This window comes from Brevundimonas sp. 'scallop' (genome assembly GCF_011045535.1).
Taxonomy (GTDB): domain Bacteria; phylum Pseudomonadota; class Alphaproteobacteria; order Caulobacterales; family Caulobacteraceae; genus Brevundimonas; species Brevundimonas vesicularis.
The window spans coordinates 2,480,166-2,504,753 of record NZ_CP039382.1 but is presented as its reverse complement, the minus strand read 5'-3'; the positions used below and the strand labels follow the sequence as shown (position 1 = coordinate 2,504,753).

At 66.7% G+C, this 24,588-nt stretch carries 30 protein-coding genes and 1 pseudogene; 17 read left to right on the top strand and 14 right to left on the bottom strand.

Features of this window, described 5'->3' with window-relative positions; translation table 11 throughout:
* Positions 1-40 precede the first annotated feature (40 nt).
* Both dinB and E4341_RS12480 read left to right on the top strand, forming a co-directional pair.
* A complete protein-coding gene (dinB, locus tag E4341_RS12485) occupies positions 41-1,114 on the top strand; it encodes a DNA polymerase IV (protein ID WP_165117672.1) in 1,074 nt (357 codons plus the stop codon).
* The gene (locus E4341_RS12480) at positions 1,111-1,671 is read left to right on the top strand and encodes an alpha-ketoglutarate-dependent dioxygenase AlkB (RefSeq protein ID WP_240893553.1); all 561 of its coding nucleotides are present in this window, start codon (positions 1,111-1,113) and stop codon (positions 1,669-1,671) included. Before dinB ends, E4341_RS12480 begins: the two co-directional genes overlap by 4 nt.
* 48 nt (positions 1,672-1,719) lie before the next feature.
* Here the strand turns inward: E4341_RS12480 and E4341_RS12475 are convergent, their stop codons facing one another.
* The 4 genes from E4341_RS12475 to E4341_RS12460 all read right to left on the bottom strand — a co-directional run bounded on the left by E4341_RS12475 (position 1,720) and on the right by E4341_RS12460 (position 5,402).
* Entirely contained in the window at positions 1,720-2,493 is a 774-nt protein-coding gene (locus E4341_RS12475; RefSeq protein ID WP_205751294.1) for an exodeoxyribonuclease III, read from the bottom strand.
* A 5-nt stretch (positions 2,494-2,498) separates the two neighbouring features.
* A complete protein-coding gene (locus E4341_RS12470; protein ID WP_165117661.1) occupies positions 2,499-3,071 on the bottom strand; it encodes an arylesterase in 573 nt (190 codons plus the stop codon).
* Positions 3,072-3,214: 143 nt separating this feature from the next.
* Positions 3,215-4,732: a DNA polymerase Y family protein gene (locus tag E4341_RS12465; RefSeq protein WP_165117659.1), complete on the bottom strand. Its 1,518-nt coding sequence runs from the start codon at positions 4,730-4,732 to the stop codon at positions 3,215-3,217.
* Entirely contained in the window at positions 4,647-5,402 is a 756-nt protein-coding gene (locus E4341_RS12460; RefSeq protein ID WP_165117657.1) for an ImuA family protein, read from the bottom strand. Before E4341_RS12460 ends, E4341_RS12465 begins: the two co-directional genes overlap by 86 nt.
* 86 nt (positions 5,403-5,488) lie before the next feature.
* Here E4341_RS12460 and E4341_RS12455 point away from each other — a divergent pair, with 86 nt between their 5' ends.
* The 5 genes and pseudogenes from E4341_RS12455 to E4341_RS12435 all read left to right on the top strand — a co-directional run bounded on the left by E4341_RS12455 (position 5,489) and on the right by E4341_RS12435 (position 9,793).
* Positions 5,489-5,878 carry a hypothetical protein gene (locus tag E4341_RS12455; protein ID WP_240893552.1) on the top strand — a complete coding sequence of 130 codons (390 nt, stop codon included), beginning with the start codon at positions 5,489-5,491 and terminating at the stop codon, positions 5,876-5,878.
* Positions 5,875-6,315: a DUF1810 domain-containing protein gene (locus E4341_RS12450; RefSeq protein WP_165117655.1), complete on the top strand. Its 441-nt coding sequence runs from the start codon at positions 5,875-5,877 to the stop codon at positions 6,313-6,315. Before E4341_RS12455 ends, E4341_RS12450 begins: the two co-directional genes overlap by 4 nt.
* Before the next feature lie 168 nt (positions 6,316-6,483).
* Positions 6,484-6,752, top strand: a pseudogene (locus tag E4341_RS12445) (SemiSWEET family sugar transporter); the annotation flags it as partial.
* A gap of 424 nt (positions 6,753-7,176) precedes the next feature.
* Entirely contained in the window at positions 7,177-7,722 is a 546-nt protein-coding gene (locus E4341_RS12440) for an isochorismatase family protein (protein ID WP_240893551.1), read from the top strand.
* The gene (locus E4341_RS12435; protein WP_165117651.1) at positions 7,709-9,793 is read left to right on the top strand and encodes a glycoside hydrolase family 65 protein; all 2,085 of its coding nucleotides are present in this window, start codon (positions 7,709-7,711) and stop codon (positions 9,791-9,793) included. The genes E4341_RS12440 and E4341_RS12435 overlap by 14 nt, the downstream gene beginning before the upstream one ends.
* Before the next feature lie 95 nt (positions 9,794-9,888).
* On the opposite strand, the gene E4341_RS12430 is transcribed toward E4341_RS12435, so the two are convergent.
* From E4341_RS12430 to E4341_RS12410, 5 genes are all read right to left on the bottom strand, one after another.
* Positions 9,889-10,080: a hypothetical protein gene (locus tag E4341_RS12430; protein ID WP_165117649.1), complete on the bottom strand. Its 192-nt coding sequence runs from the start codon at positions 10,078-10,080 to the stop codon at positions 9,889-9,891.
* A gap of 88 nt (positions 10,081-10,168) precedes the next feature.
* Positions 10,169-10,426, bottom strand: a complete 258-nt coding sequence (locus tag E4341_RS12425) for a hypothetical protein (RefSeq protein WP_165117647.1) — start codon at positions 10,424-10,426, stop codon at positions 10,169-10,171.
* Positions 10,427-10,594: 168 nt separating this feature from the next.
* A complete protein-coding gene (locus E4341_RS12420) occupies positions 10,595-11,770 on the bottom strand; it encodes a zinc-dependent alcohol dehydrogenase (RefSeq protein ID WP_165117645.1) in 1,176 nt (391 codons plus the stop codon).
* A 17-nt stretch (positions 11,771-11,787) separates the two neighbouring features.
* Positions 11,788-12,354: an SRPBCC family protein gene (locus E4341_RS12415; protein WP_165117644.1), complete on the bottom strand. Its 567-nt coding sequence runs from the start codon at positions 12,352-12,354 to the stop codon at positions 11,788-11,790.
* A gap of 33 nt (positions 12,355-12,387) precedes the next feature.
* Positions 12,388-12,933 carry a hemerythrin domain-containing protein gene (locus E4341_RS12410; RefSeq protein WP_165117642.1) on the bottom strand — a complete coding sequence of 182 codons (546 nt, stop codon included), beginning with the start codon at positions 12,931-12,933 and terminating at the stop codon, positions 12,388-12,390.
* Between the two features lie 177 nt (positions 12,934-13,110).
* Here E4341_RS12410 and E4341_RS12405 point away from each other — a divergent pair, with 177 nt between their 5' ends.
* Positions 13,111-14,025 (top strand): manganese catalase family protein, encoded by a 915-nt coding sequence (locus tag E4341_RS12405; protein WP_165117640.1) that lies wholly within the window; start codon positions 13,111-13,113, stop codon positions 14,023-14,025.
* Between the two features lie 43 nt (positions 14,026-14,068).
* On the top strand, positions 14,069-14,782 hold the full coding sequence (locus E4341_RS12400; RefSeq protein ID WP_165117638.1) for a Crp/Fnr family transcriptional regulator: 714 nt from the start codon (positions 14,069-14,071) through the stop codon (positions 14,780-14,782).
* 9 nt (positions 14,783-14,791) lie between these two features.
* Here E4341_RS12400 and E4341_RS12395 read toward each other — a convergent pair whose 3' ends face one another.
* From E4341_RS12395 to E4341_RS12385, 3 genes are read right to left on the bottom strand one after another with little or no spacing between them, the layout of a single operon-like run.
* Positions 14,792-15,058 carry a hypothetical protein gene (locus E4341_RS12395; protein ID WP_156363152.1) on the bottom strand — a complete coding sequence of 89 codons (267 nt, stop codon included), beginning with the start codon at positions 15,056-15,058 and terminating at the stop codon, positions 14,792-14,794.
* Positions 15,055-15,660 carry a cysteine hydrolase family protein gene (locus E4341_RS12390; protein WP_165117637.1) on the bottom strand — a complete coding sequence of 202 codons (606 nt, stop codon included), beginning with the start codon at positions 15,658-15,660 and terminating at the stop codon, positions 15,055-15,057. The genes E4341_RS12395 and E4341_RS12390 overlap by 4 nt, the downstream gene beginning before the upstream one ends.
* Positions 15,657-15,842, bottom strand: coding sequence for a hypothetical protein (locus E4341_RS12385; protein WP_055753674.1), 186 nt, complete (start codon positions 15,840-15,842; stop codon positions 15,657-15,659). The genes E4341_RS12390 and E4341_RS12385 overlap by 4 nt, the downstream gene beginning before the upstream one ends.
* Before the next feature lie 308 nt (positions 15,843-16,150).
* On the opposite strand from E4341_RS12385, the gene E4341_RS12380 reads away from it, so the two are divergent.
* Complete coding sequence (locus E4341_RS12380) at positions 16,151-16,768, top strand: Crp/Fnr family transcriptional regulator (RefSeq protein WP_205751293.1); 618 nt, start codon at positions 16,151-16,153, stop codon at positions 16,766-16,768.
* Between the two features lie 58 nt (positions 16,769-16,826).
* On the opposite strand, the gene E4341_RS12375 is transcribed toward E4341_RS12380, so the two are convergent.
* Together E4341_RS12375 and E4341_RS12370 are read right to left on the bottom strand one after the other, a co-directional pair.
* Entirely contained in the window at positions 16,827-17,582 is a 756-nt protein-coding gene (locus E4341_RS12375) for a Crp/Fnr family transcriptional regulator (protein ID WP_165117635.1), read from the bottom strand.
* A 91-nt stretch (positions 17,583-17,673) separates the two neighbouring features.
* A complete protein-coding gene (locus E4341_RS12370) occupies positions 17,674-17,973 on the bottom strand; it encodes a hypothetical protein (protein ID WP_165117634.1) in 300 nt (99 codons plus the stop codon).
* A 266-nt stretch (positions 17,974-18,239) separates the two neighbouring features.
* On the opposite strand from E4341_RS12370, the gene E4341_RS12365 reads away from it, so the two are divergent.
* From E4341_RS12365 to E4341_RS12335, 7 genes are read left to right on the top strand one after another with little or no spacing between them, the layout of a single operon-like run.
* On the top strand, positions 18,240-19,346 hold the full coding sequence (locus E4341_RS12365; RefSeq protein ID WP_165117633.1) for a glycosyltransferase: 1,107 nt from the start codon (positions 18,240-18,242) through the stop codon (positions 19,344-19,346).
* Positions 19,347-19,405: 59 nt separating this feature from the next.
* Positions 19,406-20,296, top strand: coding sequence for a glycosyltransferase family 2 protein (locus E4341_RS12360; RefSeq protein ID WP_240893550.1), 891 nt, complete (start codon positions 19,406-19,408; stop codon positions 20,294-20,296).
* A complete protein-coding gene (locus E4341_RS12355) occupies positions 20,293-21,324 on the top strand; it encodes a glycosyltransferase (protein WP_165117631.1) in 1,032 nt (343 codons plus the stop codon). Before E4341_RS12360 ends, E4341_RS12355 begins: the two co-directional genes overlap by 4 nt.
* Positions 21,325-21,377: 53 nt before the next feature.
* Positions 21,378-22,421: an acyl-CoA dehydrogenase family protein gene (locus tag E4341_RS12350; protein ID WP_205751291.1), complete on the top strand. Its 1,044-nt coding sequence runs from the start codon at positions 21,378-21,380 to the stop codon at positions 22,419-22,421.
* The gene (locus tag E4341_RS12345; protein WP_165117629.1) at positions 22,415-23,122 is read left to right on the top strand and encodes a PIG-L deacetylase family protein; all 708 of its coding nucleotides are present in this window, start codon (positions 22,415-22,417) and stop codon (positions 23,120-23,122) included. Before E4341_RS12350 ends, E4341_RS12345 begins: the two co-directional genes overlap by 7 nt.
* Positions 23,115-23,696 carry a class I SAM-dependent methyltransferase gene (locus tag E4341_RS12340; RefSeq protein ID WP_165117628.1) on the top strand — a complete coding sequence of 194 codons (582 nt, stop codon included), beginning with the start codon at positions 23,115-23,117 and terminating at the stop codon, positions 23,694-23,696. Before E4341_RS12345 ends, E4341_RS12340 begins: the two co-directional genes overlap by 8 nt.
* Positions 23,693-24,547 (top strand): glycosyltransferase family 2 protein, encoded by an 855-nt coding sequence (locus E4341_RS12335; RefSeq protein WP_165117627.1) that lies wholly within the window; start codon positions 23,693-23,695, stop codon positions 24,545-24,547. Before E4341_RS12340 ends, E4341_RS12335 begins: the two co-directional genes overlap by 4 nt.
* Positions 24,548-24,588: the final 41 nt, after the last annotated feature.

Here is a 24,588-nt window from a genome sequence, read left to right as displayed (position 1 = left end):
AAATGTTTTCTTTTTGTTCTGGTCTTGATATGCACGGCGCATGTCTGGCGTCGCCACCCGCAAGATCGTCCATGTGGACATGGACGCCTTCTTCGCCTCGGTCGAACAGCGGGATGATCCCGCCTTGCGAGGCCGGCCCGTGGCGGTCGGTCATGCGGCGGCGCGCGGCGTGGTCGCGGCCGCCAGCTACGAGGCGCGGCGGTTCGGGGTGCGTTCGGCCATGCCCTCGACGACCGCCCAGCGGAAGTGTCCGGACCTCGTTTTCGTCCCGCCGCGGTTCGAGGTCTATCGCGCAGTGTCGGCGCAGATCTATGCGATCTTTGCGGACTACACCGACCTGATCGAACCCCTGTCGCTGGACGAAGCCTATCTCGATGTGACGGCGGACAGACGAGGCCTTGGGGCCGCCTCGGCGATGGCGGAGGAGATCCGGCGGCGGATCCTTGAGGAGACCGGCCTGACGGCCTCGGCGGGCATTTCCTACAACAAGTTTCTGGCCAAGCTGGCGTCGGACCAGAACAAGCCGAACGGCCAGTTTGTCGTGGCGCCCGGGCGAGGCGAGGCCTTCGTCGAGGATCTGCCGGTCCGGCGCTTCCATGGCGTGGGGCCGGTGACGGCCGCCAAGATGGAAGGGCTGGGGATCCGCACTGGCGCGGATTTGCGACGCCAATCCCTAGCCTTTCTCCAGCACCATTTCGGCAAGTCCGGGCCCTGGTACTACGCCATCGCCCGCGGGCAGGACGACCGGGCGGTCAATCCGGACCGAACTCGCAAATCGAGCGGGTCGGAAACCACCTTCGCCTCCGACCTGACCGATCCAGACGCGATCGAGGGCGGGGTAATGGCCATGGCCGACGATGTCTGGGCCTGGTGCGAGAAGACCGGCAGCCGGGGACGGACGGTCACCGTCAAGGTCAAATGGGCGGACTTCCAGCAATCGACGCGAAGCCGGTCCCTGTCCGAGCCCGTGGCCTCCCACCAAGCCCTGCACGAGGTCAGTCGGTTGCTGATCCGGTCTCTTTATCCGCCTAGCCGGGGTGTGCGCCTGGTCGGGGTAAGCCTGTCCAATCTGGAAACGACCGGTGCCGCTGCGAACCAACTGGCCCTGTCGTGACCGGATTGGCGCAGATCGACCTGTTCGGAGGGTCGCCCGCCCTCGCGCCGGTCGTGGCGGGGTTCGACTATTGGGCCGACGTCCTGTCAACGCCCGCACAGGCCGCGCTTGTCGAGGCGCTCCAGACCCTGGCGTTCAAACCCTATGAGCATCTGAACTATCTCGGCCATCGCCGGATCGCGGCCTTCGACCGTGAGGCCGGCCGTGCGGGATGGCCGGCGTTTCTCTCGGACTTGATGGCGCGCTTGGCGGACCGGCTTGATCTGGACGGCGCGGCCTTCGTCCAGGTCCTGGTCAATGAATATGCGCCCGGCGCGGGCATCGGCTGGCATCGCGACCGTCCTGTCTATGGCGAGATCCTGGGCCTGTCCTTGCTGGCGCCCTGCGTGATGCGGCTGCGCCGCCGCGAGGGGGCGGGCTTTCTGCGGCGCAATGCGCCGCTGGCGTGCGGCTCGGCCTATCGATTGTCGGGAGAGGCGCGGGCGGTTTGGGAGCATTCGATCACACCGATGACGGCCTTGCGCTATTCTGTCACCTTCCGGACCCTGGCCGGCTGACGATCGATGGGGCGGCGGGCTGGCGTGGAAGGGTCCGGGACGATCGGGTCAGGCGAGGTCGATCCAGACCGGCGCATGGTCGCTGGCGCCCTCGACGCCGCGGACCGCGCGATCGACGCCGGCGTCGGTCAGGCGTTCGGCCGCAAGGCCGTTGAGCAGCAGATGGTCGATCCGCAGGCCCGCGTCGCGGGACCAGGCCTCGCGGAAATAGGACCAGAAGGTCCAGGGCGGCGGATCGTGCGGGAAACGCTCGCGCAGAGCGTCGGTCCAGCCCTGCTCGAGCAGGCTCTGGAAGGCCGCGCGGCTCTCGGGTTGGAGCAGGGCGTCGGTCTTCCACGAGCGGGTGTTGTAGATGTCGGCGTCGGTCGGCACGACATTGTAGTCTCCGGCCAGGACAACCGGCGCGGCGGTGGAATAGAGCGAGGCCGCATGGGCGATGAGCCGGTCGGCCCAGGCCAGCTTGTAGTCGAACTTGGGCCCCGGCCTGGGATTGCCGTTGGGCAGATAGAGGCAGCCGATCAGCACGCCGTTCACCGCCGCCTCGATATAGCGGGCCTGGCGGTCGTCGTCGTCGCCCGGAAGCCGGCGTCGCGTCACGACGGGTTCGCCGATCCGGCTCAGTATGGCGACCCCGTTCCAGCGATGCTCGCCGGCCCAGACCGCCGCATAGCCGGCCGCCTCGATCTCGGCGGCGGGAAACTGGCTGTCGGTCGCCTTGAGCTCCTGCAGGCAGACCACGTCCGGCTGGGCCTGTTCGAGCCAGGCGATGAGGTTGGGCAGCCGAGTATTGACGCCATTGATGTTGAAGGTGGCGATCCGCATTCCGATCAGCGTGGCGGTCTTGGCGCTTCTAGCGCGGCGAGGACATGGGGAGCGAGATTGTCGGCCATACGGCCCACGCCGGCGGCGTTCGGGTGGATTCGGTCGGGCAGGACATAGGCGGGGAGGAGCGCCACCCCCTCCATCAGGAAGGGCATCAAGGGCGCGGCGGTCGCTTGCGCTACTTCAGGATAGACCTTGTCGAAGGCCCAGGCATAGGTGCCGAACCAAGGTGGCGCGCGCATCCCGCAGACCAGAACGGGCACGCCGCGGCGTTTGAGCCGGTCGATGATGGCCAGGAGATTGGCTTTTACGCGGTCGGCGGAAACCAACTGCATCATGTCGTTGGCGCCTAGGGCTAGGACGCAGAGGTCGGTCTGGATCGGCACGTCCCGATCGATCCGTCGCAGGCCGTCAGCGGTTGTGTCTCCAGAGACCCCGGCGCCGACGATCCGTATGGGCGGCTTGCCGCCGTCCAACCGATTGGCCAACTGACGCGGCAAACTCTCGGTCGGCTTCAGGCCATAGCCAGCCGTCAGGGAGTCGCCGAGAAGCGTGACGATCCGTTCACCGCTGGGCATGGGAAGCCGGGTAATCAGAGGATGAGTCTGATTGAGCGCTTGCCCCGGATGATCCGGGCAATTCCGCAAGAGATGAGCATGGCGGTGTCATGATCAGGCATAAGGCGCGGGCATCACCTGGCGTTCCCTGCATCTCTCCAGCGTCAGCCGAACAGGCCGTGGAGCCACCAGCTGAGATCGCCCGTCTGCGCCTGTTCGCCGTCACCGCGCCTGTAGACCCAGAAGCGGGCTCCGGCCTCATCCTCCAGCTGGAAGTAGTCGCGCACGGCGTCGCGTTCGCCGTCGCGCCGCCACCATTCGCCGAAGATCCGCTCAGGGCCGTCAGCCCTTTTGACCCGGTGGCGGACGCCGCGCCAGCTGAAGGCCACAGGCGGCTGATCCGGCAGGAGTGCGACGGCCTCGATCGCCTCGGGGCGGGCGAGAAGCCGCGAGGGGCGCGGCCAGCGCCGGGTCCACGTCTCCGTCACTGGCGGCGCGGTCGGGGCCAGCCGGCGCACGGCGCGTTCGGGCACGTCGCTCTGGGCGGGCGCGAGACGATACAGTTTTTGCGGGCCGAGACGATTGGCCAGGAGATCGACGAGGTCGCCGATGTCGGGCGTGGCCGGACCGGTCAGGTCCCCGGAGGTCGGCGACCAGTCCAGCGGCAGGACGACCGGGGCGGCCAGGACCATGGCTTCGACGCCCAGGCCGGGATCGACGGTCTCGATCCGGTCGCAGAGCAGGCGCGAGAGCCGTCTGACGTCGCGGACCGGGCGGGCCAGGCCGACGCGAATGGCCTCGGTCCGGTTGTCGATCCGTTCGAAGCGCAGATCGAGCCGTGTCGCGCCAAGGCCCTGGCTTTCCAAAGTCGCGCTCAGAGCCTCGACCAGTTTGAGCGTATAGCGGGCCAGGGTCTCGGGGGCGCCGATCGGTTCGGCGAACAGGCGTCGGACCTGGATCAGCTCCGGGGCGTCGATGGGGGTGATCGGCTCGGGGGCGCGTCCATAGGCCTGGTCCAGCCGCCGCGTCAGCTCGGGGCCGAACCGCAGGGCCAGGGGCGCGCGGGGCTTGGCTTCGAGCTCGCCGATGGTGTCGATCCCCAGACGCTCCAGGCCTTCGACCATGTCGGCGGGAAGGCGCAGGGCGTGCACCGAAAGATGGCGGATCGCGGGGCCGCCGCGTTCGACCGCCGTGGTCGGCCCGGCGACCTGGCGGGCGAGGGCGTGGGCGGCACCCCAGGTGTCGGCGAGGGCGGCGCGGGCGTGAATGCCGACGCTGGCGGTCTGGGCGATCAGATCGTCGAGCAGGCCCTCATCGCCGCCATAGCGGTGACTGGCGCCGCTGACATCGAGCACCAGGCCGTCCGGCGGGTCGGCGGCCACGATCGGCGCATAGCGGCGCAGCGCCCAGAGGGCGAGCTGGTCCAGGGCGGCCGCATCCCCGGCGGGGTCGAAGGGGTGAACGACCAGATCGGCGAGGAGGGCTCTGGCTTGGGTCGCGGCCATGCCGGGATACAGGCGATGGCCGCGGGCGGCGGGGTCGGCGGCCAGGACGACGCGTTTGCGGCCCTGGCGTCCGACCAGGACAATCGGCGTGTCAGGCGACGGCGCGTCGGGTCCAAGCCGGCGTCGCAGCCGATCGGTCGGCCAGGTGGGGAGGTAGAGCGAGACGACCCGTCTCATCGCAGGCTTCCAGTTCGAAATCCGCGCAGGCTCCGGCGCGGCAGCGGATCAGTTCGACAAACCAGCGCGGGCGGCCGACGCCGGGCACGGGTAGGGGAGCGGAGGGCAGGGCGGTGACCCGCCATCGGGTGGCGGCGGCCGTGGGCTGGCCGAAGTCCGCCGCCTCGGCCTGGCGACGCCATCGTCGCACCGCCAGGCCAAGGGATCCGCTGTCCTCGGCGACCAGCTGCAGCCGCCGGGACGCGGTCATGGACAGGCGCGCCACCTCGCCGACGACCGCGCCGAAGCCGCCGTGACGCAGGCCGTCCTCGAAGGCGGCCAGCACCCCGGCTTCGTCGCCGGCCTCCACATAGATCACCCGGTTGGACGAGAGGCCGGCCTGTTCCAGCGCCGGGGCGAACAGATCCGGCCGGGTGACGCACCAGAGCACCGGACCCTGGGTGCGGGCGGCGACGCCCGCAGCGAAGAGGGCCGCGACCGCCCCGTCCACGGCGCCGTCTCCGCCGCCAGCCACCTCATGCAGCGCGCCCAGCGCCAGGCCGCCGGCGGGCAGCCGACGGTCGAGGGCGTCCAGGCCGAACGGCAGGACGCCGCGGGGCGTGCGCCGAAACGCCTCGATGCGGGCGATCTCGGAACGCAGGGCCTGAAACGGGGACGGGGCGACGGACATGATCTCCTGAACTGGGTGATCCGTTCAATGTTCCGCATTTGTTCTTATCGAACGCCGCGAGAGTCAAGGCGCGAGGATGTGGACCTGTGGAGCGGTCTGTGGGCGGCGCCATCTGGGCGGTCGGGCGTTGTGCGTCCATGCCTGCGCCTTCGCCTCAGACGACCACGCCCGACGGCCGCTATTTCGTGGTGCGCGGCCGCCTGTGGCGTTGCGCCGATCCGAGGCTCGCCGCAGAGACGCGCGAGCGGCGCGTCCAGGACCTGGTGGCGGCGCGTCGATCCGTCCGTTCGGCCCTGGCTGCGGCGGACGACGACGCCCTGGCCGCCGCGCGTCGCGCCGTCGACACGGCCAAGATCGCCCTGGGCGAGCGCGGTCCGGTCTGGTGGGACGACGGGGCTCCGGACCTCAACCGTCGCATGGCGCGCAACACGCCCTATGCGGACTGGTTCGCTGCGCTGGACGGAGGTGAAGCATGACCGCCGACCTGGAACGGTTCCAGACGGCGCAGGACGGGGTGTTCGACACGGCGATGGCCGAGCTCGCCGCCGGTCGCAAGGCGAGCCACTCGATGTGGTTGGTCTTTCCTCAGGTCCGGTCGCTGGGCCGGTCGCCCACGGCCCTCTTCTACGGGATCGCGTCCCTGGCCGAGGCCCGGGCCTATCTGGCGCATCCGATCCTGGGCGACCGGCTTGCCCGAGCTGCGGAGGCCGCCACGACGGCGCCGGCCGCCTCGCCGCTTCGCCTGTTCGGATCGCCGGACGATCTGAAGTTCCGGTCCTCCATGACCCTGTTCGCCCAGGTCTCGCCGAAGCCTCGCGTCTTTGACGCCGCGCTCGCCCGATGGGCTCTGGGTCCCGACCGCCTGACGGCGGACCTGGTGGAAAAGGCCCGGAAGGGGCCAGATGTGCTGTGAAGGATCAGGACGGGCGCGGTTCGGACGCAGACGGCTTGCGGCTGCGGCCAAGCTGAGCCGAGCCGCTCCGGGATTGATGGACGTTCGTGTCAGGTCAGGACGGCCCGGCAGGCGACTGAGCGCTCTCGCGCATATGAACAGGGGGGCGCAGGGCCACGTTGCGGGCTTATGAATGAGACCGTCGCCAATATCGTGGGATCAGCCGCTGCGATCTGCTCGGTGACCAGTTTCGCGCCCCAGGGGATCAAGATCTGGAAGGAGCGGGACGCCTCGGCCGTCAGCCTCAAGACCTATTCGCTCACGGTGTCCTGCTTCATCCTCTGGGTGGTCTATGACGTCCTGACCCAGGCCTGGCCCGTCACCGTCGCGAACAGCTGCGCGTTGATCATGGCCTCAGGGTGCTGGTCATGAAGTGGCGCTTTCGCGACGGCGATCCAAAGCCGGACCCCAAAGTCGCCGGGGACGAACCCGGCAAAATCGAGTCCGGTCATGGACACAGGCAGGTTTTGGCCCGGCGAGAGGGAACGAACGCCCCGGCCTATGCGATTGACGTGGACAGGGAGAACACGATGACCGTGGGTGCGATAGAGGATGATCCTCGGCGGTCGCCAAGCCGGAGCCAGGCCGCTGACGCCCGCTCCGGCCTGGCCCAGGGAGGCCTGGGCGGAGCCGGGACCGAACTGTTGGACTCGGGCCAGGAGGAAGTCTTTTCCCGGGCGGAGGTGGAAAGCGGGCGCATCGAACATCATACCGGCGAGACGGCGATCCACGTGCGTCTCAAAGCCCGCAAGCCAGAGGAGATCTGACCGTGGTCGGTCTGCATGCGCCCTCCCGACCACGACCGTTCACCTGTGCATCGACATGCAGCGGATGTTCGTCGAGGACACTGAATGGCGCACCCCTTGGGCCGAGCGGGTCATGCCCGTCCTCGTCAAGCTCTGCGAGGCCAAGGCCGACCGGACGGTCTTCACCCGTTTCATCCCGGCGGCGCGCGTGGGGGAAGGGCAGGGCACGTGGCGTGACTACTGGCGCCGCTGGTCCTCGATGGCCCTGGAGGCGATGGGCTCTTCAATGGTCGATCTCGCCGGTCCGCTGCAGAGGTTCACGCCGCCCGGCCGCTTGATCGACAAGAAAGTCTATTCGCCGTGGCTCGGCACGGGGCTGGACGCTGAACTGCGCGCCCACGGCGTCGACACCCTGGTGGTCACCGGCGCCGAAACCGACGTCTGCGTTCTGGCGGCGGTTCTGGGCGCCATCGATCTGGGGTACCGGGTCGTGGTCGTCACCGACGCGGTCTGCAGCTCTGCCGATGACCCTCACGACCATCTGCTGGCCCTTTATCATGACCGGTTCGCCCAGCAGGTCGAAACCGCCGAATGCGCCGAGGTGCTCGATGGCTGGCGGTGAGGGGAAGGCCTGGCGCCCGATCAGCCCGCCGCAGGCGCACGGCGCGCGCAACGGCGCCCTGCCGGCCTATGTGTCAAACGGCCTGATCGGTCTGCGCGTCCGTGAGATGGCGCTCGCCCCCGGCATGACCCTCGTGAACGGCGTCGCCGGCGAACATCCGGAGCGACGGATCGAGGCGGCCGCGCCCGTGCCCTATCCTTTGGCGGCCGACGTCTGCATCGAAGGCGTCTGGCTGTCGGACCAGCCCTGGTGCGTCACCGACCTGGTTCAGGACTACGACTTCGCCACCGGGGAACTGACCAGTCGCTGGACCGCCCGCCTCGGGGAGGTGACGGCGCAGTTCGAGGTGGTCACCCTTGCAAGCCGCACGGCCCCGACCGTGGTGCTGCAAGAGGTCTTTGTGCGACCCGACAGGGCGTGCGCGCTCCAGATCCGCGCCGTCGTGGCGACCGCCGGTCTGCGGGGGCGCGTGACGCGACAAAGCACCGATACGCCGAGCGAAGCCGAGCCCGCCTGCGACGGATCTCTGCTCTGGACGACCGAGGGCGACCTCTCGACCTGCGGGCTCGCCCTCTGGACCGAGACCCGACAGACTGCGGCGCGGAGGGTCGCCGCCTGGGATGTGTCCGGGCCGCTCCAGACGGCCTACGACCTCGGGCGCGTCGGCAAACGGGGCGCGCGCCTGCGACAGATGGCTGCCCTGGTCCCCTCGCTGGTGCACGCCCGGCCGGACGAGGAGGCGGTGCGCCGCGTCGCGCGTGCGGCCGAGACCGGGTTCGAGACCTTGCGCGCCCGAAACCGCGAGGCCTGGCGCGCCCTCTGGCGGGGCCGGATCGTGGTGGAGGGCGCCCGGCCCGAGCATCAGGCCCTGATCGACGCGGCCTTCTTCTATCTCAACAGCTCCGTCCATGCCGCTTCGCCGGCCGCGACCTCGATCTTCGGGCTGGCGACCTGGCATGACTATTCCTACTACTACGGCCATGTGATGTGGGACATCGACGCCTTCTGCGTCCCACCCCTGATCCTCAGCCAACCCGACGCCGCGCGCGCCCTGCTGGACTTCCGCAGTCGCGGCCTGGCCGCTGCGGGCGCCAACGCCCGCCTGTCGGGACGTCAGGGTCTGCAGTTCCCTTGGGAGGCAGCGCCCTCGACCGGGCAGGAGGCGACGCCCGGCGGGGGATCGGGCGCGGCGCACGAGGACCACGGATCGCTGCATGTCGCACGCGCCTTCAGTCTCTATGCCGATGCGACGGGCGACGGGGCCTTCCTGCGCGAGGACGCGTGGCCCGTCCTCAGCGGGGTGGCGGAATGGATCGTCAGCCGGATGGTCCGAACAGATCGCGGCTTTGAGTTGAAGCGGGCCACCGGTCCGGCCGAGGTGCCGGTTCCGCCGGACAACGACGCCTTCACCCTGATGTTCGCCCAGGATGTCTTGAGGCGCGCCACGGCCGCCGCAGAGGCCTTGGGCAGGCCTTCGCCGGAGGCCTGGCGTCAGGTCTGCGACCAGCTCTACCTCCCTCTCCGGGCGGATGGGGTGATCGCTGCCCATGACGGCTTCCGGATCGACGAGCCCAAGGGGGCCACACCATCACCCCTGGCCGGCCTGTTTCCGGGCGGACACCCGGCCGGACCCGATGTGGCGAAGGCGACGCTCGACTTCTATCTGGCGCACTGGAAGGCCTATGTGGGTTCACCGATGTTTCCAGCGCTGTATGCCGCCTGGGCGGCGCTCGCCGGCGATCGCACCTTGGCGCCGAAGCTGTTCGAGGAGGGATACGCAGCCTACGACGCCGGACGGTTCCACCAGTGTCTGGAATATCGGGCCGACCACCCGGACAGCGAGACCGCGGCGGGACCCTTCTTCGCCAACCTCGGGGGGCTGCTGCTCGGCCTTGTCTACGGACTGACCGGACTGGAAGCGCGCGGCGCGCCCGCCGACTGGCCGGCCCGGCCCGTGGTCCTCCCTGAGGGATGGAGGGCGATAACGGTGGAGCGCCTTTGGCTGGAAGGCCGACCTGTTCATCTGCGCGCGGAGCACGGCGCTGAGCGCGCTGTCCTGTCGCGGCCGTGAGGCGGCGATGATCAGGCTTGACGTGACTTCGCAGAGTGCGGCTCGGCCTGGCCGGGAGGGGGCGTCATGAGACCGAGGACGCCCATGCTGGGCTATCAGTTGCGCTTCCGGCAGGGGGCGAGCCGGAGACCCTCATCGCGAGCGATGTCGCGGACGCCCTTCGCCAGGCCCGGCGCCGGGCCTTTGCGCTGAAGGCGCCGGTCGCCGTCTGGCGCGACGGTCGTCTGGTCGTCGAATGTGAGCCGCCGGCGACCGAGGATTTCGACGGGATCGATCCGGGCCTTCACGATCGTCTCGGGGCGGGCGTCTATATTTTTTCGCAGCCGCACGGTCCCGGTCGGACGTGACCTCCACGGCCTCGTCGGCGACCCCCGGCTAGCGGATGTCTTGTGGTGCGGCCGCGACGCCAGGCGTCACGGGAGCGAGCTCGGCGGCCTGTGACTGGGGCGCGGGCGCGTCCGCAACGACCGCGCCGTCGTCCGGGATTTCCGAAATCGACAGGATGGTCTCGCCCTCGGAGAGCAGAGGGGCGGCGGCGTCGGCCGCCTGAACATCCGTTTCAGACCGGACCTGGACGCTGCGCTCGCGGCCGTCGGTCTGGCCTATTCTCAAGGTGTAGAGACGCTCGGTCATGAAAGGGTCCTCGTTGTGGCGCCCGCCTTGTGACGGGCCCTCGGGGTTGAAACCTCCCGGTCGGGGCGGTTGTTCCAGGCACCCGGTCGCTCCGAACCGGGGACGGACGCCCGGAGGGCGTCGTCGGCAGGCCGCTCCTCGGCCTGTGGGGCCGCCTGCCGGGCGCGATCAGTGGGGTCTGAGCACGACCTTCGTCCACTCGTTCGGATTGTCGTGGAAGTTTTTGTAGGCCTCGGGGGCCTGCTCCAGCGGCAGGCGGTGGCTGATGAGGTCCGTGGTGTCGATCTTGCCGTCCAGGACAAGGTCCAGCAGTTGGGGCAGATATTTCTGCACATGCGTCTGGCCGGTCTTGATGGTCAGCCCCTTTTGCATGAGGGCGCCGATCGGCAGCTTGTCGCCGAGTCCGCCATACACGCCGGGGATCGACACGCGGCCGCCCTTGCGACACGCCATGATCGTCTCGCGGAGGACATGTTGGCGATCCGTGCCCAGCTTCGTTTCCTGCTTCACCGCATCGATGATGTTGTCGGGCGAAAAGCCATGCGCCTCCATACCGACCGCGTCGATGCAGGCGTCCGGCCCGATGCCGGCGGTCATCTCCATCAGGGCTTCACGAACCTTGACCTCATGATAGTTGAGGACTTCCGCGCCGTTCGCCTTGGCGAGCTCCAGTCGGCGTGGATGATGGTCGATGGCGATGATGCGACCGGCGCCCATCAATCTGGCGCTCTTGATGGCGAACAGACCGACGGGGCCGCAGCCCCAGATCGCCACCGTGTCGCCGGGCTCGATCTCCGCGTTCTCGGCCGCCATCCAACCCGTGGGAAAGATGTCGGACAGGAACAGGACCCGCTCATCCTCGATCCCGTCCGGCACCACGATCGGGCCGACGTCGGAATAGGGGACGCGGACATATTCCGCCTGGCCGCCCGCATAGCCGCCGGTCAGATGCGAATAGCCGAACAGCCCGGCAGCCGGGTAACCGTAGGCGATCTCGGATGCGTCAGACTTGTCGGCGGGATTGGAGTTGTCGCAGGCCGAGAACTGCTGCTTGCCGCAATGGAAGCAGGAGCCGCAGGCGATCACGAAGGGGACGACGACCTTTTGGCCGACCTGAAGGCTCGTGTTGCCACGGCCGATCTCGACGACCTCGCCCATGAACTCGTGGCCGAGGATGTCGCCATTGGACATGCCGGGGATCACGCTATCGTAGAGGTGCAGGTCTGATCCGCAGATGGCGGTCGCCGTAATCTTGATGATCGCATCGCGGGGATTGACGATCTGGGGATCGGGGACCGTGTCCACCTGAACGTTGTGTTTGCCGTGCCAAGTCAGGGCGCGCATGGGAATTCCTTCCTGGATCAGAAATGACGGTCGGCGCGCGGCGCCGCGTCGGGAGCCTTGGACGTCGAGATTTCGCCGGTCTCCATCAGCTGTTTGAAACGTCGCAGCTCGCGCCGGGCCTGGACCCGGGGCTCGCGCTGCATCACCTTGGCGACCAGTTTGCCGACGGCGCCCGCCGGCGGATCGTAGCTGATCAGAACACGGACCTCGGTGCCTCGGCCGAAGGCGTTGTCGCGAAACGCGATCCAGCCCTCGTGATCGACATCGCTGTCCTCGGTCGACCGCCAGGCGATGTATTCGCCGGGACGATCTTCAATGATCTCGCTGACAAGTTCGATCTCCGCACCGGCGGGGCCCGCGACGGTCCAGCTGGATCGGACATCGTCCAGAACATCGACGGACTTCACGTTCTCCATGAAGCGGGGCAGGTTTCGAAAGTCGCGCCAATACTCATACAGCGCCTGACGCGGGCGATTGATCATGACGGCGCGGACGCTGGTGGAGTCGTAAGCGCCTTCCACCTGATCGTCGTCATGAAAGGCTGGGGACTGGACATCGGCGTCGGTCGAAACGGGAGCGGACATTGTCGGTGTCTCCTTGAGGCTGGGTCGTCGAAATCAGGCGGCTTGAGACTGGGGCGCGCCAGCGTAGCGTTCGAACTCTTCGGCGTAACGCGAAGCCAGACGGACCTGGTGGTCGGCCTTGGCCTTCAGCGTCAGGAACCAATCGCGTTCTTCTTCGAACATATGGGTGAGAACGGCGCCTTCGATGTGGACCCATTTGTCCAGCCAGGCGGGCTTTAAGGGCGCGATATTCTCAAGCTCCGCCATCTGAGCCTTCGTGGTCGTCTGCTCGAGATAGGCGTGGGCCGCGTGCATCTTTTCGCCGGCCTGACCGAGGGCGGGATAGAGGACCAGCTCTTCGGCCAGCGCATGGCCGTTCAGCACGACTGCGAGCGCATCGCGAGCGGCGTTTCTCTCGACGGCGGTCTTGGCCGTTCGGCCTCGGGCGAAGGCGGCGCGGATGGCGTCGTGATGGTCGAGAACCATAGACAGCCAGTCCCCCGTCTCAGAGGCGGCGCGAGCCTTCTCGGTGGCCGACTTGCGCGTCGCTTCGTCAGGCTGCGGGGTGACGGCGGCAAGCGCCTTGTCGATGAGGGACATCAAACCTCCCGTGAAAGAAGGTTGAAGAGCCTCCCATGGGCGTCTGTTCCGACTGTCCAATAGCGGGCACAGCCGGTGGCTTCGGACCCGGTGAACTACTCAAGTCGGAAAAGAGACCTTGGGAACAGTCTCAAGACTGTTTCGGTTTGCCAGGCTCCAACGTCCTAGGAGCCAACCATGTTCATGCACAACAAGCGCCTGATGTATACGGTTCGGGTGTCCGAACCCAACCCCGGTCTCGCCACCCTGATGCTTGAGCAATTCGGAGGGCCGCAGGGCGAGCTCGCCGCCGCCATGCGCTACTTCACTCAGGCTTTAGCGGACGAAGATCCGGGCCGCAAAGACATGCTGCTCGACATCGCCACGGAAGAGTTAAGCCACCTCGAAGTCATCGGCTCGATCGTGTCCATGCTGAACCGGGGCGTGAAAGGCCAGATGGCTGAAGCCGCGATGGAGGAGGCGGATCTGTACGCCTCGCTGAACAGCGGCGGTGAAAGTCATACGACGTCCATTCTCTATGGCGGCGCGCCGGCCCTCATCAACTCCGCCGGTGTCCCGTGGACCGCCGCCTACATCGACTCGATCGGCGATCCCGCCTGCGACCTACGCTCCAACATCGCCGCCGAGTCCCGAGCCAAGATCGTCTATGAACGCCTGATCAACTGCACGGACGATCCCGGCGTGAAGGACGCCTTGAACTTCCTGATGACGCGCGAAGTGGCGCATCAGAAGTCCTTCGAGAAGGCCCTCTACGCCATGGAGCCGAACTTCCCGGCAGGCAAGCTGGTCGGCCTGCCTGCCTTCGCTGACAAATACTACGATATGTCCCAAGGAGAGGGCGATGCCCGCGGTCCCTGGAATGAGGGTGAGCAATGGGAGTTCATCGACGACCGTGAACAGCAGGGCGCCGTGGACGGCGGCGACGGCTCCGCCAGCGTCTCACTGGGCGAACGGGACGCCGCCGCTGTCCAGGCCTTCGCGGCCCGAACAGCCTCTGACGCCGACAGCAATCCTGTAACCGGCGCTGATCTAGGGGCGGGACCTGGGGCAGGGATCACGACCGAACTGATCGAGGACGAAGGCGTCAGTTAACCCATGTAAGTGCGCTACGCCCGGAAAGTCGCAGGATGCGCCTATGCTCGATCCTGCGACACCGTCCGGCGAAACCTCGCCATGTCTAGAGCCGCGCGAGGAAATTCTTTCGTTGTGGCGGGCGTTTGATCCGCTCTCCTTCGAAAGTCGCAGTCGCGCGCTACGCCTGGGAGAGATCATTCCCGTCGTGTCGGGCGGACCCTATCGTCCGGATGGCGAGATCGCTGTCGTTCTCGACGGTTGTCTTCTTCTTGATGACGGGAAACGAGGAACCCATTGCGGCGTCGCTGCGGCGGGCGACCTGATCGACATCGCAGGGGGAAGCCCAGGGCTCTGGCTGTCGAACGGCTTGGTGTACCGGGCGCCCGTTGCGGCCTTCTGCCGGGAGGCGGGTGAGGAAGGCGTTCAATTTCTTCTTGCAGGCGGCCTCAAGCGACTGAAGTCGATGGAAGCGCGGTTGAGGTGCGCCATGTCGCATGGGGCGGTCTCTCGCGTCGCCAGCTTTCTTCTGGACATTCATCGCGCTACCGGTGGCTTCGAGATCGCGCTGTCGCAATCGAATATCGGAGCGCTGCTGAGCCTGCGCCGATCCAGCATCAATCAGGCGTGTCAGAGCCTTCGCGCCGCCGGCGCCCTACGCACCGTGCGGGGACGCATCCTTTTGAAAGATGAGGCCGTTCTCGCGAGCCTGGCCTGCTGTCACTATCGCCCGCGGTCTCCAGCGTTCGCCGAAGCCATCGCGGCCGAGGCGGCCTAGATCAGGCCGTCACCGGTCTCGGACCGGTGCGCCGAATACATAGATGCCGGCATGGACGAGCTTTGCGATCAAGTCGGGCGAGAGGAGCGACGGGGCTGAATCGACGTCGGCGATCCACCGACCATCGCACCACAGGGCGACAGCCTGACCCATCGCTTTTGCGCGCTGAGACGCCTGGGCCATGGCGTCAGCCATGTCGTTTGAGATCAGGGTCTCAGGCTCTCCGCCATCACGGTAGCGGATCTGATAGCGCAGAACGGGAGGATGGACGGTCATGCCACCCAGGCCTCCAGCACCTCTCGGCATTCGGCAGTTTCGACCTGTAGACTGAAGCGGTCGCTGTAGAGCGCCAATAGGTCGTCGTGAGGCTGATCAGCCGAACTGCAGACCCCGTCGCTGACCACCACGATACGATAGCCCAGATCGATGGCTCCGAGCACGGTCGAGAGAACGCAAACGTCAGTTTCCGCGCCCGTTACGACGAGCGTATCGACACCCTGATCTTTGAACGCCTTGTGGATTTGTGTGCCTGACCAGGCGGAATAGACCGTTTTGTCAATGATCTGCGCAGGCGGCGCGAACCGCTGAAGCGGAAGCGCCAGATCCAACATCGCCGGATCGAGAGCGTTCTTCGTCATGGTAGACCAACGCCGCCAATAGTCGCGCCAGGCGCCCCCCGCCTCATCGGGCGTTGCGGCGGGGATGAATCGGGTGAACCACAGCCTTTCAGGCCTTGCAGAACATAGCGCCTCGATGGCCGGAAGGGTTTTGGCTGCCCAAGGCGTATGCCATCCGGTCCCTTCCGCGAACATGCGTTGCATGTCGATGCAAAGGTGCGTCGTTGTTTCCGGAATACGCGTCTTCAGGCCGTGTGTCACGGCCTGAGCCCCGGCGTCTCTTCACCGCAGTGGTGTTCGCTCTCGCCCAGCTCGACTTCGGTGCGGGAGAAGACCTCCTCCTGTCCCGCGTCGAGTATTTCGTCCTCGGGGCCGCCTAGACCGCCCTGCGCCAAGCCGCGCGTATCATCAATCTTGTCCCTGTGTGGCGTATGTCGGGTCATGTCGCCTTCTCGCCGGATCAAAAGACAACCAATCCTGGTGCGTCCGCTGAGTTTCATAGGTCCGATTTTGGACAGGCTTCTAGCCTGTCGAGAGTACTCCCGACGGCGAGTCGGACAGCCCTTTACATGGGTTAGTGCAGGCATGCCGGGTTTGGGGGAACGCGGGGCATGGATGAGGACCTGCCGCCCCAATCGATTCGCCATCCGATGCGCCGGGCCGGCTGGGAGAATTCGTCGCGCTGTCGTCTCGCGAGCGTTCGGCGCTGGCCGGGCTTCTCGAGCCGGTCCAGCATTGGCCTCGCCACCATGTGTTGCGTCATGAGGCGGCTGAATCTTCGCATCTCTATCTGCTGACCCAGGGCTGGGTCGCGTCGTCCATCGCGCTTGCATCGGGCAAGCAGCAGATTGTGAAGGTCCATCTTCCGGGCGATCTCCTGGGAGCGCCGAGCCTGTGCCTGACGACAACGGTCGACTGCCTGACCGCCATGACGCCCATCGCTGTGCACGCGATATCGAGGTCCAGGCTGATAGCGACATTTGAGGCCTATCCGCGGATTGCGCTTTCACTCTTTCTGAGTGCGCAGAAAGAGCGTGTCGCGTTGATGGAAAGTCTGGCCGTGGTTGGTCAGGCGCCCGCACACGTTCGCATCGCCGCCACGCTGACCAATCTGTTCGATCGATTGTCCGAACGCGGCGATGCGCCGGGCGGCATGTTCCTTATGCCTTTGACCCAGCGCGATCTCGGCGACCTGATCGGGATCACGCCGGTGCATGTGAACAGAACCCTTCGCGAGATGGATCGCCTGAATCTGATCAAACGGTCCGACCAGACGATTTCCCTGCTCGATGTTGATCGGCTTCGCCGTATCGCTGGGCTGCCCGTCAGGCGCTATGTGTCCGGTCCCAACCGGATCGCGAGCGTCTGACGCCGCAGGCGCGGAGATGGAGGCGCAGCGGCCGCGCGCTAATGAGCTTCGGATAGATTTAGGCCGTCCGCCGTCTCGCGATCGGCGCGCCGCTTGAGGACTTAGACAGCTTCAGATCGAGATAGGAGGCGTCGAAGGCGACGCGCTCGGTCAGCGCCGTCCAGTCGTCGATCGACACCTGACCATTCCGCCATCGCACCAGGCCCGTGTCGCGAAGGACCTTGAGCGAGCGGTTCACGTGGACGGTCGACATCCCCAGCATGTCCGCTAGGTCCGATTGGGTCAGAGGGCATTCGAAGGTGTGGTCTTGGGCGAGGGCTACGGCTTCCAGCCGGAGGTAGAGTTCACAGATCAACTGGCCCAGTCTTGTCCCTGCGTCTCTGCGTCCCAGCGCCACCAGCCACTGCCGGTGGATGGCCGCATCTATCAGCGTTTCAAGCCAAAGCGCTCGCGCAAGGCGAGGGGCGTGTTCCGTCACGCGCCTCAAGTCGGCGTGCTGGACAACCGCAACGGTGACGTCAGACAAGGCTACAAGGCTGTGGTCCATCGTTTTCAGAAGAAAGCCATGTAGATCGATGAAGTCCCCGGGAATGCTAATCGCTGTGATCTGACGACCGCCGTCCGCCAGGGTCGAGACTCGGCCGACAAATCCCGAGAGCAGCAGCGTACTGAACGTGGGTCGATTGCCCTCTTCCACCAAGGCTTCGCCGGCTGCTGCGCGACGGCGCCCACTTAGGAGGCCTCCAAGCCGTCCGCGATCGTCGTTCGAGAGGTCGCCGAGGCGATGAAGCTTGGCATCGATGAGCGATTCCACGGACGTCATCCTTGCGAACAGAGGCGTCGGGACGCTGCGGCCCTTGTCACAGGATCAACGCGACGTAGCCGAGGACCGGCTCGCATGAGGGTCATCCGTCCTTGGCGCCGAATTCGACGAATGCGGTGCGTATCGTCTGTTCCTCGTCATCGGTTTCTGCAGACACGACGACTTTGACACGGCCGGCGATCGGCACGTCCGACCGAGAGTCGATGCTGTGGCTGTCGCCTTCGAAGTCTCCGCCCGAAGGCCTGTCTCCAACCGTGTTCGCCTCGCCTTCAGGGGCGACCTGAATGGCGTCTCGTTCCATGCCATGGGTTTGGACAAGCCGTTCGACCACGAGCTCGGCGTCTCTACGTGTTGCGAATGTGGAGGCGACAAGGTTGGTCATGGTTGGGTCCTCTCAGTTCGTCCACTGAACGCGCTGCGTAGTTTATCGCTCCAAAGCTGACTGCTCTCCGCAGCCGTCGCGCGATTGCATCGGATCATCTCGACCAAATGCTCTTGGTTCTGCTGGCTTCAAAGGCCGAACGCCTCCCATCTGCTTGAGACCATTACCGCACACAGGAACGAATAGCCGCGGCATAGCTTTGACTTTCAGGCTTTACGCCATGGACCGATCCGAGGGGGGTCGGGTTGTCGATCACGGCGGTATGGATGCGCATCGGCGTCATCGCACATCTCAAATATCCGATCGCAGAACCCTTCGCCGGCGGGCTGGAGATGCATACCCATCTGCTCTGTCGCCAACTGCGGCTGAACGGTCATGACGTCACGCTGTTTGCAGCGACCCTGTCCGACCCCGCGCTCGGTCTAGAGGCGATCTGCGAGCAGACGGAAATCGCCAAGGTCGGGACGGCGGAGGCGGGCGACGTCGCCTTCTTCCGAGAGCATCACGCCTATCTGTCATTGATGAGCCGGCTTCGACGCAGTGCGTTCGATGTCATCCACAACAACAGCCTGCACTATCTGCCGGTCTCGATGGCCGAGACCTTGCCGATGCCGATGGTCACCACGCTCCACACGCCGCCATTTTGCTGGCTGGAAAGCGGTATCCGCGAAGCGAGCGCGCCGTTTGCGCGGTTTGTCGGCGTTTCCGAGGCGATGCGCGAACAATGGACCCGAGTGCGGCCGATCGATCAGGTCATTCTGAACGGGATCGACCTGGAGCGCTTTCCGTGGCGTGCGCGTCACGACGACCCTGGGCATTTGATCTGGTATGGGCGGATTGTGCCCGAGAAGGGTCTGCATCTGGCGCTGGACGCGGCGGCATTGGCGGGTGTCGCCCTGCGGTTCGCGGGCCCAATCCTGGATCAAGCCTATTTCGATGCCGAGATCGCTCCGAGGTTGACGCGCGAAACTACCTATCTCGGCCACCTCGATCACGAAACGCTGTCGAAGGAGATCGGGCAGGCGGCCGCCTTCGTCTGCACGCCGCGCTGGGACGAACCCTACGGGTTGGTGGTGGCCGAAGCGCTGGCGTGCGGCACGCCCGTCGCCGCCTTCGCGCGCGGCGCCATTCCCGAGATTCTGACTCCCGACTGTGGCGCCTTGGCCCGTCCGGACGATGTGCAGGATCTGGCGCGCGCGATCGCCCGGTCGGTCGGCCTGTCTCGGTCAGCCTGCCGCGCGCGCGCCGAGGCGGCCTGCGATGTGCGCCGGATGATCACCGCCTATGAAAAACTCTATGGCGAGATGATTCAGGCGGCTGCGGCAGGGCAGATGCAGGCCAATGACGCGCTGGAAGATCGGCTGATCGCATGACAGGCGAACCTACCTTCTGCGTTTGCGTGCCCGTGCGGAATGAGGAACGGCGTCTTCCCGTGCTTCTGGCCGCTCTGGCCGCGCAGGATCTTCCGGGCAGAATTTCGGTCGCGCTCTGCATCAATAACTCCACGGACAGTTCGCTCCCTCAGGCCCAGGCCGCGGCCGATCGGTGGAAGGATCGACTGGACATCGTCGTCGATCTGCAGACCTTTCCAGAGCATCGCGCCCATGCCGGCGCGGCGCGGCGTGCGGCCATGTCCGTCGGTCTCAAGCATCTCGGAGATCGATCCGATGGCCTTCTGATCTCGACGGACGCCGACACGCGGCCGCCGTCGAACTGGCTGTCCGCCAATCTCGCAGCCATCGCGGATGGAGCCGATCTGGTGGGTGGACGGCTGGTGCTGGATGACGCGGAACCGATCTCGGCGGATGTCGCGGCTTTGCGTCGACTATGGGACGCCTACTGGCGCCAGGTTCGCGCGATCGAGGACGAAATCGACCCTGCGCCACATGATCCGGCCCCTCGGCATGGCGATCACACCGGGGCCAGCCTCGCCATCACGGCGGCGGCTTATCTGTCAGCCGGCGGCGTGCCGGAACAGCCGACGGGTGAGGATCGGGCGCTTGTGATCGCCGCTCAGGCGCAGGGGGCCCGGCTTGTGCATCCCTTGGCGGTGTGGACCCGCGTGTCGGCACGCACCACGGGCCGCGCCGCCGGGGGGATGGCGGAGGATATGACCCGCTTGTTCGATCAGGCGCGGAACGGCGGTCCGATCATGGCGCCGGACTTTTCGCATTGGCGACAGCGGGCGAGTTGGCGCCGGGGTCAGCGACACGACGCGGCGAGCGTCAGGCGGCTGTCGGCATTGGAAACCCAGCTGCCCGCCATGCCGCTCGACATGGATTTACGAGGTTGGGCCGACGGCGTTGAGAGAGCCGCAGCGTGAGGGCTCCGATCGGATACTATGTCCACCACCAGGGCGACGGCCATCGCCAGCGCGCACTGAAAATCGCCGCCGCTGCGCCCGAGCGATTTGTGCTGCTTGGAACGGGACTGAAGGGGCGAACCGAAGACATCGCCTGCGTGGATCTGGAGGATGACAGGCCCCACGAGGGAGACCGCTTCTCCGGCTGTGACGAGGCGCCTGTCCGGCCCGAGGCGCTGCATTACGCCCCCTATCACCATGCGGGCGTCCGGGCGCGGACCGCCCGGTTCGCCCATTGGATCAGCGACGCCAGGCCGGCCTTGGTGGTGATCGATGTGTCGGTCGAGATGGCGATGCTGGCCCGGCTGTGTGCGACGCCTGTGGTCTATGTCCGCCTCGCGGGGGATCGATCGGACCCGGCGCATCTGGACGCCTTCCGCGGCGCAGAAGCCTTGCTTGCGCCCTTCCATGAGCAGCTGGATGGGATGGGGGCCAGGGAGGTGCGGGACAAGACGCACTACTTCGCCCCCCAACGCTATTCGGGACCGAAGCGTGGATCAGGCGTCCTGGTCGTTCATGGGCGAGGCGGCGAACCGTTGGATGGCGCCAAGCTGGCAGCGGCTGCGGAGGCAACGCCCGAGAAGATGTGGACCGGCGTTGGGCCGATCGAGCCTCCACCGGTCATACCGCCGAACCTAAAGCTGGCGGGCTGGATCGACGCCGTCGACGACGAGATCAACAAGGCGGAGGTCGTCGTCGGAGGCGCGGGAGACGGCCTTCTGAATGCGGTGATTTCGGCCGACAAGCCCTTCGTCTGTCTTCCCGAGTCTCGCGCTTATAATGAGCAGATCGCGAAGGCCGAGCGGTTGGCGGCGCTTGGCGCCTCGATCGTCCTAGCGCAGTGGCCGCAGGCGCAGCAATGGCCGGGCATCCTTCAGTCAGCACTCGCACTGTCGCCCGCCGATCGGCAGCAGATCAGCGGGCAGGGAATTGACGCCGCCGGACCCTGGCTTGTCGATCTCGCATCAGAGCTTGAGGCACGCCAATGACAGCTCTGGAAACAACGCCGACCGCGTCATCGCCTCTAGACCTTGAGGTTAGATTGGGGGCGCTGGGTGCGCGCTACGACGCCGCGCCGCGATATCCCGCCGACAGTTTGACGCTGCTCGCCTCGGAGGGTTGGGGTCGGCGGTTCGCTCCGGTCCAAAGCGGCGGAACGGCCTTTGACGATCCAATCCAGAAGGCCTTGGCCTTGATGGGCGCTCTAAGAAGCGTGGGGCGGTCGGATCTTAGCGTCGGCCGATTGTTCGAAGGGCACGTCAACGCCCTGGCGCTGTTCGACTGGTACGCGGACCCGGCCCAGAAGGCTTGGCTCGGCAAGGTCCTTGCGCAGGGCGGCTGGTTCGGCGTCTGGGCGACGGAGCCGCCGCCCGGCGTTCGTCTGGTCGGCGACCGGCTGCAGGGCGCCAAGATGTTCGCGACCGGCGCGGGCGGCCTGGAATATGCCATCATCACCGCCCAGCCGGAACAGGGCGAACGCCAGCTGATCGTTGTGCCGGCGAACGACCCGAAGAGGGCTGATTTGAGCGGGTGGCGCGTCCGCGGCATGCGCGCGACGACCAGCGGGCGCTATGAGGTGATCGGGTTGACGGTCGATGCCGATCAGCGGCTCGGACGTCCCGGAGACTATGATCGCGAACCGCGCTTCACGGCCGGGGCGTGGCGGTTCACGGCGGTCCAGTTGGGCGGCGTCGAAGGTCTGGTCATGGCGATGCGCGACGCGCTGTCCGACGCCGCCCGCGCCGATCCCATCCAGCGCGCGCGCTTCGCCGATGCGGTCGTTGCGACGCGGACGGCTTGGCTCTGGGTCCGCGAAGCCGCGATCCGCGCGGCGTCCGAAGCGCCGGACGCCGGGGATTTCGCCCGCGCCACGCGCGGCGTCGTCGAACGCAGCGCCCTCGATGTCATGGAATTGGCGGCGCGGTCGGTCGGGACGCGCAGCGCCTTCGACGGCGAGCGCATCGACAAGATCACCCGTGATCTCAGCCTCTATCTTCGGCAGGCCGGACCCGACTATGCGAAGGACCAGGCGGCCAAGACCTGGCTGGATCGCGATCTCTGGGGCGAGGGCGACGCCCTATGGTGAGCGAGAAAATCGGCCGGCTGGCGACCCTGCCGCTGGAGCGCTCACCCTGGCGATCCGCGCGGTGGCTGGTCATCGCCCCGCATGCCGACGACGAGACGCTGGGCGCCGGCGCCTTGATCCATCAGGCGGCCGAGGCCCGGCGGTTGGCGGGCGTCGTGATCCTCACCGACGGCGCGGGTTCGCACGACCATCCGGATTTGGCGTCCCGTGCGAGGCTCATCCGGACCCGACGCCTGGAGGCGGGGCGCGCCGTTCGACGGTTGGCGGGGAATGCGGCTGCGCCGCCGGTGTTTCTGGATTGGCCCGATGCCCAGCCCGCTTCTCCTGGCAGCATGGCGTTCGAGGCGACCGCGCGTCGTCTCGCGGCTTTGTGCCGCGAGCGGCGCGTCGATGCGGTCGCCGTGACGGGTCCCGACGATCCCCATTGCGATCACCAGGCGGCGGCACAGCTTGCCAACCACGCAGCCAGTATGGCCCGCCGGCCTCTCGCCGTTTTCGATTATGTCGTGTGGGGGGCGGCTCCGTCCGGGGCGAAGCTGCGGATTACGACGCGACCTCTAAGGGCCGGCCTGAGGGCCTACGCCTTGTCGGCCCATCAGAGCCAATTGACGCCGATGTTCGGACCGGGGTTTCGGCTCGAGACGCAGAGGGGGCTGCGGGCCGCCTCGGACACCCTGTATCGGCGCGACGCCTATGGCTGAACGCTCGCTTACCTCCGCCTATTTCGAAGGTATCTTCGCCGGAGACGCCGATCCGTGGGATCTGGCCTCCAGCCCCTATGAGGCCGCCAAGTTCGATCGCACCATCGCCGCTCTGTCGGCGCGGCGAGCGGCTTTTGCGCTCGAGGTCGGGTGTGCGGGCGGCGTCCTGACCGAGCGGCTGAGCGCGGTCTGCGATCGTATGTTGGCGATCGACGTCAGCCTTACCGCCTTGGAGCGAGCGCGTCAGCGTCTGTCGGGGCGGCGGAACGTCCGGTTCGAGGCCGCGGCCTTCCCTCGGTACTGTCCGGCTATGGACGGGCTGGATCTCGTCGTCCTGTCCGAAGTCGCCTACTACTGGAGCGACGCCGATCTGGACTTTGCGGCGCAACGCATCGCCGGCGGCCTGGTCGAGGGCGGACGCGTCCTTCTGGTGCACTGGACCGGCGAGACCGACTATCCCCAGACCGCCGACGACGCCGTCGAGCGCCTCTGGCTCGGATTGTCGGACCTCATGCAAGTGGATCGCGCCGAACGGCATCCGAACTATCGGCTGGATTTGTGGAGCCGGCGATGACGACGCTGTCCGCTCTGACGCTGGTTCGCAACCGGCAGGCGCATCTGGACCGACTGGTCGAGGGATTGGTGCTCAGCGCCTCGCCGCCCGACGAACTGATCGTCGTCGACATGAGCGATGCGCCCGTGAGGCTGCCGCCGGTGGGTTTTCCGGTCCGCGTCGAACGTCTGGCGGGCGACGCTCTGCCTCTGGCCGCCGCCCGAAATCTGGCGGCCGCCTTGGCATCAGGCGATATCCTGCTGTTTCTGGACGTGGATTGCATCGTGTCGTCGGCAGTTTGCGACCGGATGCAGGCGGTGCTCGCCGAGCATGACGCCGTCATCTGTCCAGAGGTGCTCTATCTTCCTGCCGGAGCCGTCCGGCCGGGACCCCTGTCGGAAGTTGATCTGAGCGCCGCCGGGCGACCCCATCCCGTGCGCCCCTTTCCACGGGAAGGCGAAAGCCCGGAGGGCAATCCGGGCCTGTTCTGGTCTCTAGCTTTCGCGCTCCGTCGCTCGACCTTCCATCGGCTTGGCGGGTTCGACGAGACCTACGTCGGCTACGGCGCCGAAGACACGGATCTGGGGTTTCGCATTGCGCGAGAGGGCCTGCCGCTGCTCTTCGCCGGCGGTGTGCCCGTCTTCCACCAACATCATGACGGCTATGATCCGCCCCTGCAGCATTTCCGCGCCCTGATCGCCAACGCCAAACGCTTCCACGCCGCCTGGTCGATCTGGCCGATGGACGGTTGGCTGAAAGCGATGGCGGATCTCGGACTGGTCGACTGGTCGTCGGATGAACTGACCATTTGCCGGGACCCAACGCCGGCAGAAATCGCCGCTGCACAAAAAGATCCTGCAAATCCCTTTTAGGACTACGGTCTTTCAGAGCGCAGGCTCGCCGTACGAATGAA

Coding starts and splice junctions, on each gene's coding strand:
- E4341_RS12470 (WP_165117661.1), bottom strand. CDS start 3,071: ATGCCCAGCGGTGAACGGATCGTCACGCTTCTCGGCGACTCCCTGACG.
- E4341_RS12435 (WP_165117651.1), top strand. CDS start 7,709: ATGGCTGGCGGTGAGGGGAAGGCCTGGCGCCCGATCAGCCCGCCGCAG.
- E4341_RS12440 (WP_240893551.1), top strand. CDS start 7,177: ATGCAGCGGATGTTCGTCGAGGACACTGAATGGCGCACCCCTTGGGCC.
- E4341_RS12475 (WP_205751294.1), bottom strand. CDS start 2,493: ATGCGGATCGCCACCTTCAACATCAATGGCGTCAATACTCGGCTGCCC.
- dinB (WP_165117672.1), top strand. CDS start 41: ATGTCTGGCGTCGCCACCCGCAAGATCGTCCATGTGGACATGGACGCC.
- E4341_RS12465 (WP_165117659.1), bottom strand. CDS start 4,732: ATGAGACGGGTCGTCTCGCTCTACCTCCCCACCTGGCCGACCGATCGG.
- E4341_RS12370 (WP_165117634.1), bottom strand. CDS start 17,973: ATGACCAACCTTGTCGCCTCCACATTCGCAACACGTAGAGACGCCGAG.
- E4341_RS12395 (WP_156363152.1), bottom strand. CDS start 15,058: ATGACCGTCCATCCTCCCGTTCTGCGCTATCAGATCCGCTACCGTGAT.
- E4341_RS12460 (WP_165117657.1), bottom strand. CDS start 5,402: ATGTCCGTCGCCCCGTCCCCGTTTCAGGCCCTGCGTTCCGAGATCGCC.
- E4341_RS12340 (WP_165117628.1), top strand. CDS start 23,115: ATGGCTGAACGCTCGCTTACCTCCGCCTATTTCGAAGGTATCTTCGCC.
- E4341_RS12400 (WP_165117638.1), top strand. CDS start 14,069: ATGCTCGATCCTGCGACACCGTCCGGCGAAACCTCGCCATGTCTAGAG.
- E4341_RS12450 (WP_165117655.1), top strand. CDS start 5,875: ATGACCGCCGACCTGGAACGGTTCCAGACGGCGCAGGACGGGGTGTTC.
- E4341_RS12405 (WP_165117640.1), top strand. CDS start 13,111: ATGTTCATGCACAACAAGCGCCTGATGTATACGGTTCGGGTGTCCGAA.
- E4341_RS12415 (WP_165117644.1), bottom strand. CDS start 12,354: ATGTCCGCTCCCGTTTCGACCGACGCCGATGTCCAGTCCCCAGCCTTT.
- E4341_RS12385 (WP_055753674.1), bottom strand. CDS start 15,842: ATGACCCGACATACGCCACACAGGGACAAGATTGATGATACGCGCGGC.
- E4341_RS12425 (WP_165117647.1), bottom strand. CDS start 10,426: ATGACCGAGCGTCTCTACACCTTGAGAATAGGCCAGACCGACGGCCGC.
- E4341_RS12345 (WP_165117629.1), top strand. CDS start 22,415: ATGGTGAGCGAGAAAATCGGCCGGCTGGCGACCCTGCCGCTGGAGCGC.
- E4341_RS12410 (WP_165117642.1), bottom strand. CDS start 12,933: ATGTCCCTCATCGACAAGGCGCTTGCCGCCGTCACCCCGCAGCCTGAC.
- E4341_RS12420 (WP_165117645.1), bottom strand. CDS start 11,770: ATGCGCGCCCTGACTTGGCACGGCAAACACAACGTTCAGGTGGACACG.
- E4341_RS12335 (WP_165117627.1), top strand. CDS start 23,693: ATGACGACGCTGTCCGCTCTGACGCTGGTTCGCAACCGGCAGGCGCAT.
- E4341_RS12365 (WP_165117633.1), top strand. CDS start 18,240: ATGCGCATCGGCGTCATCGCACATCTCAAATATCCGATCGCAGAACCC.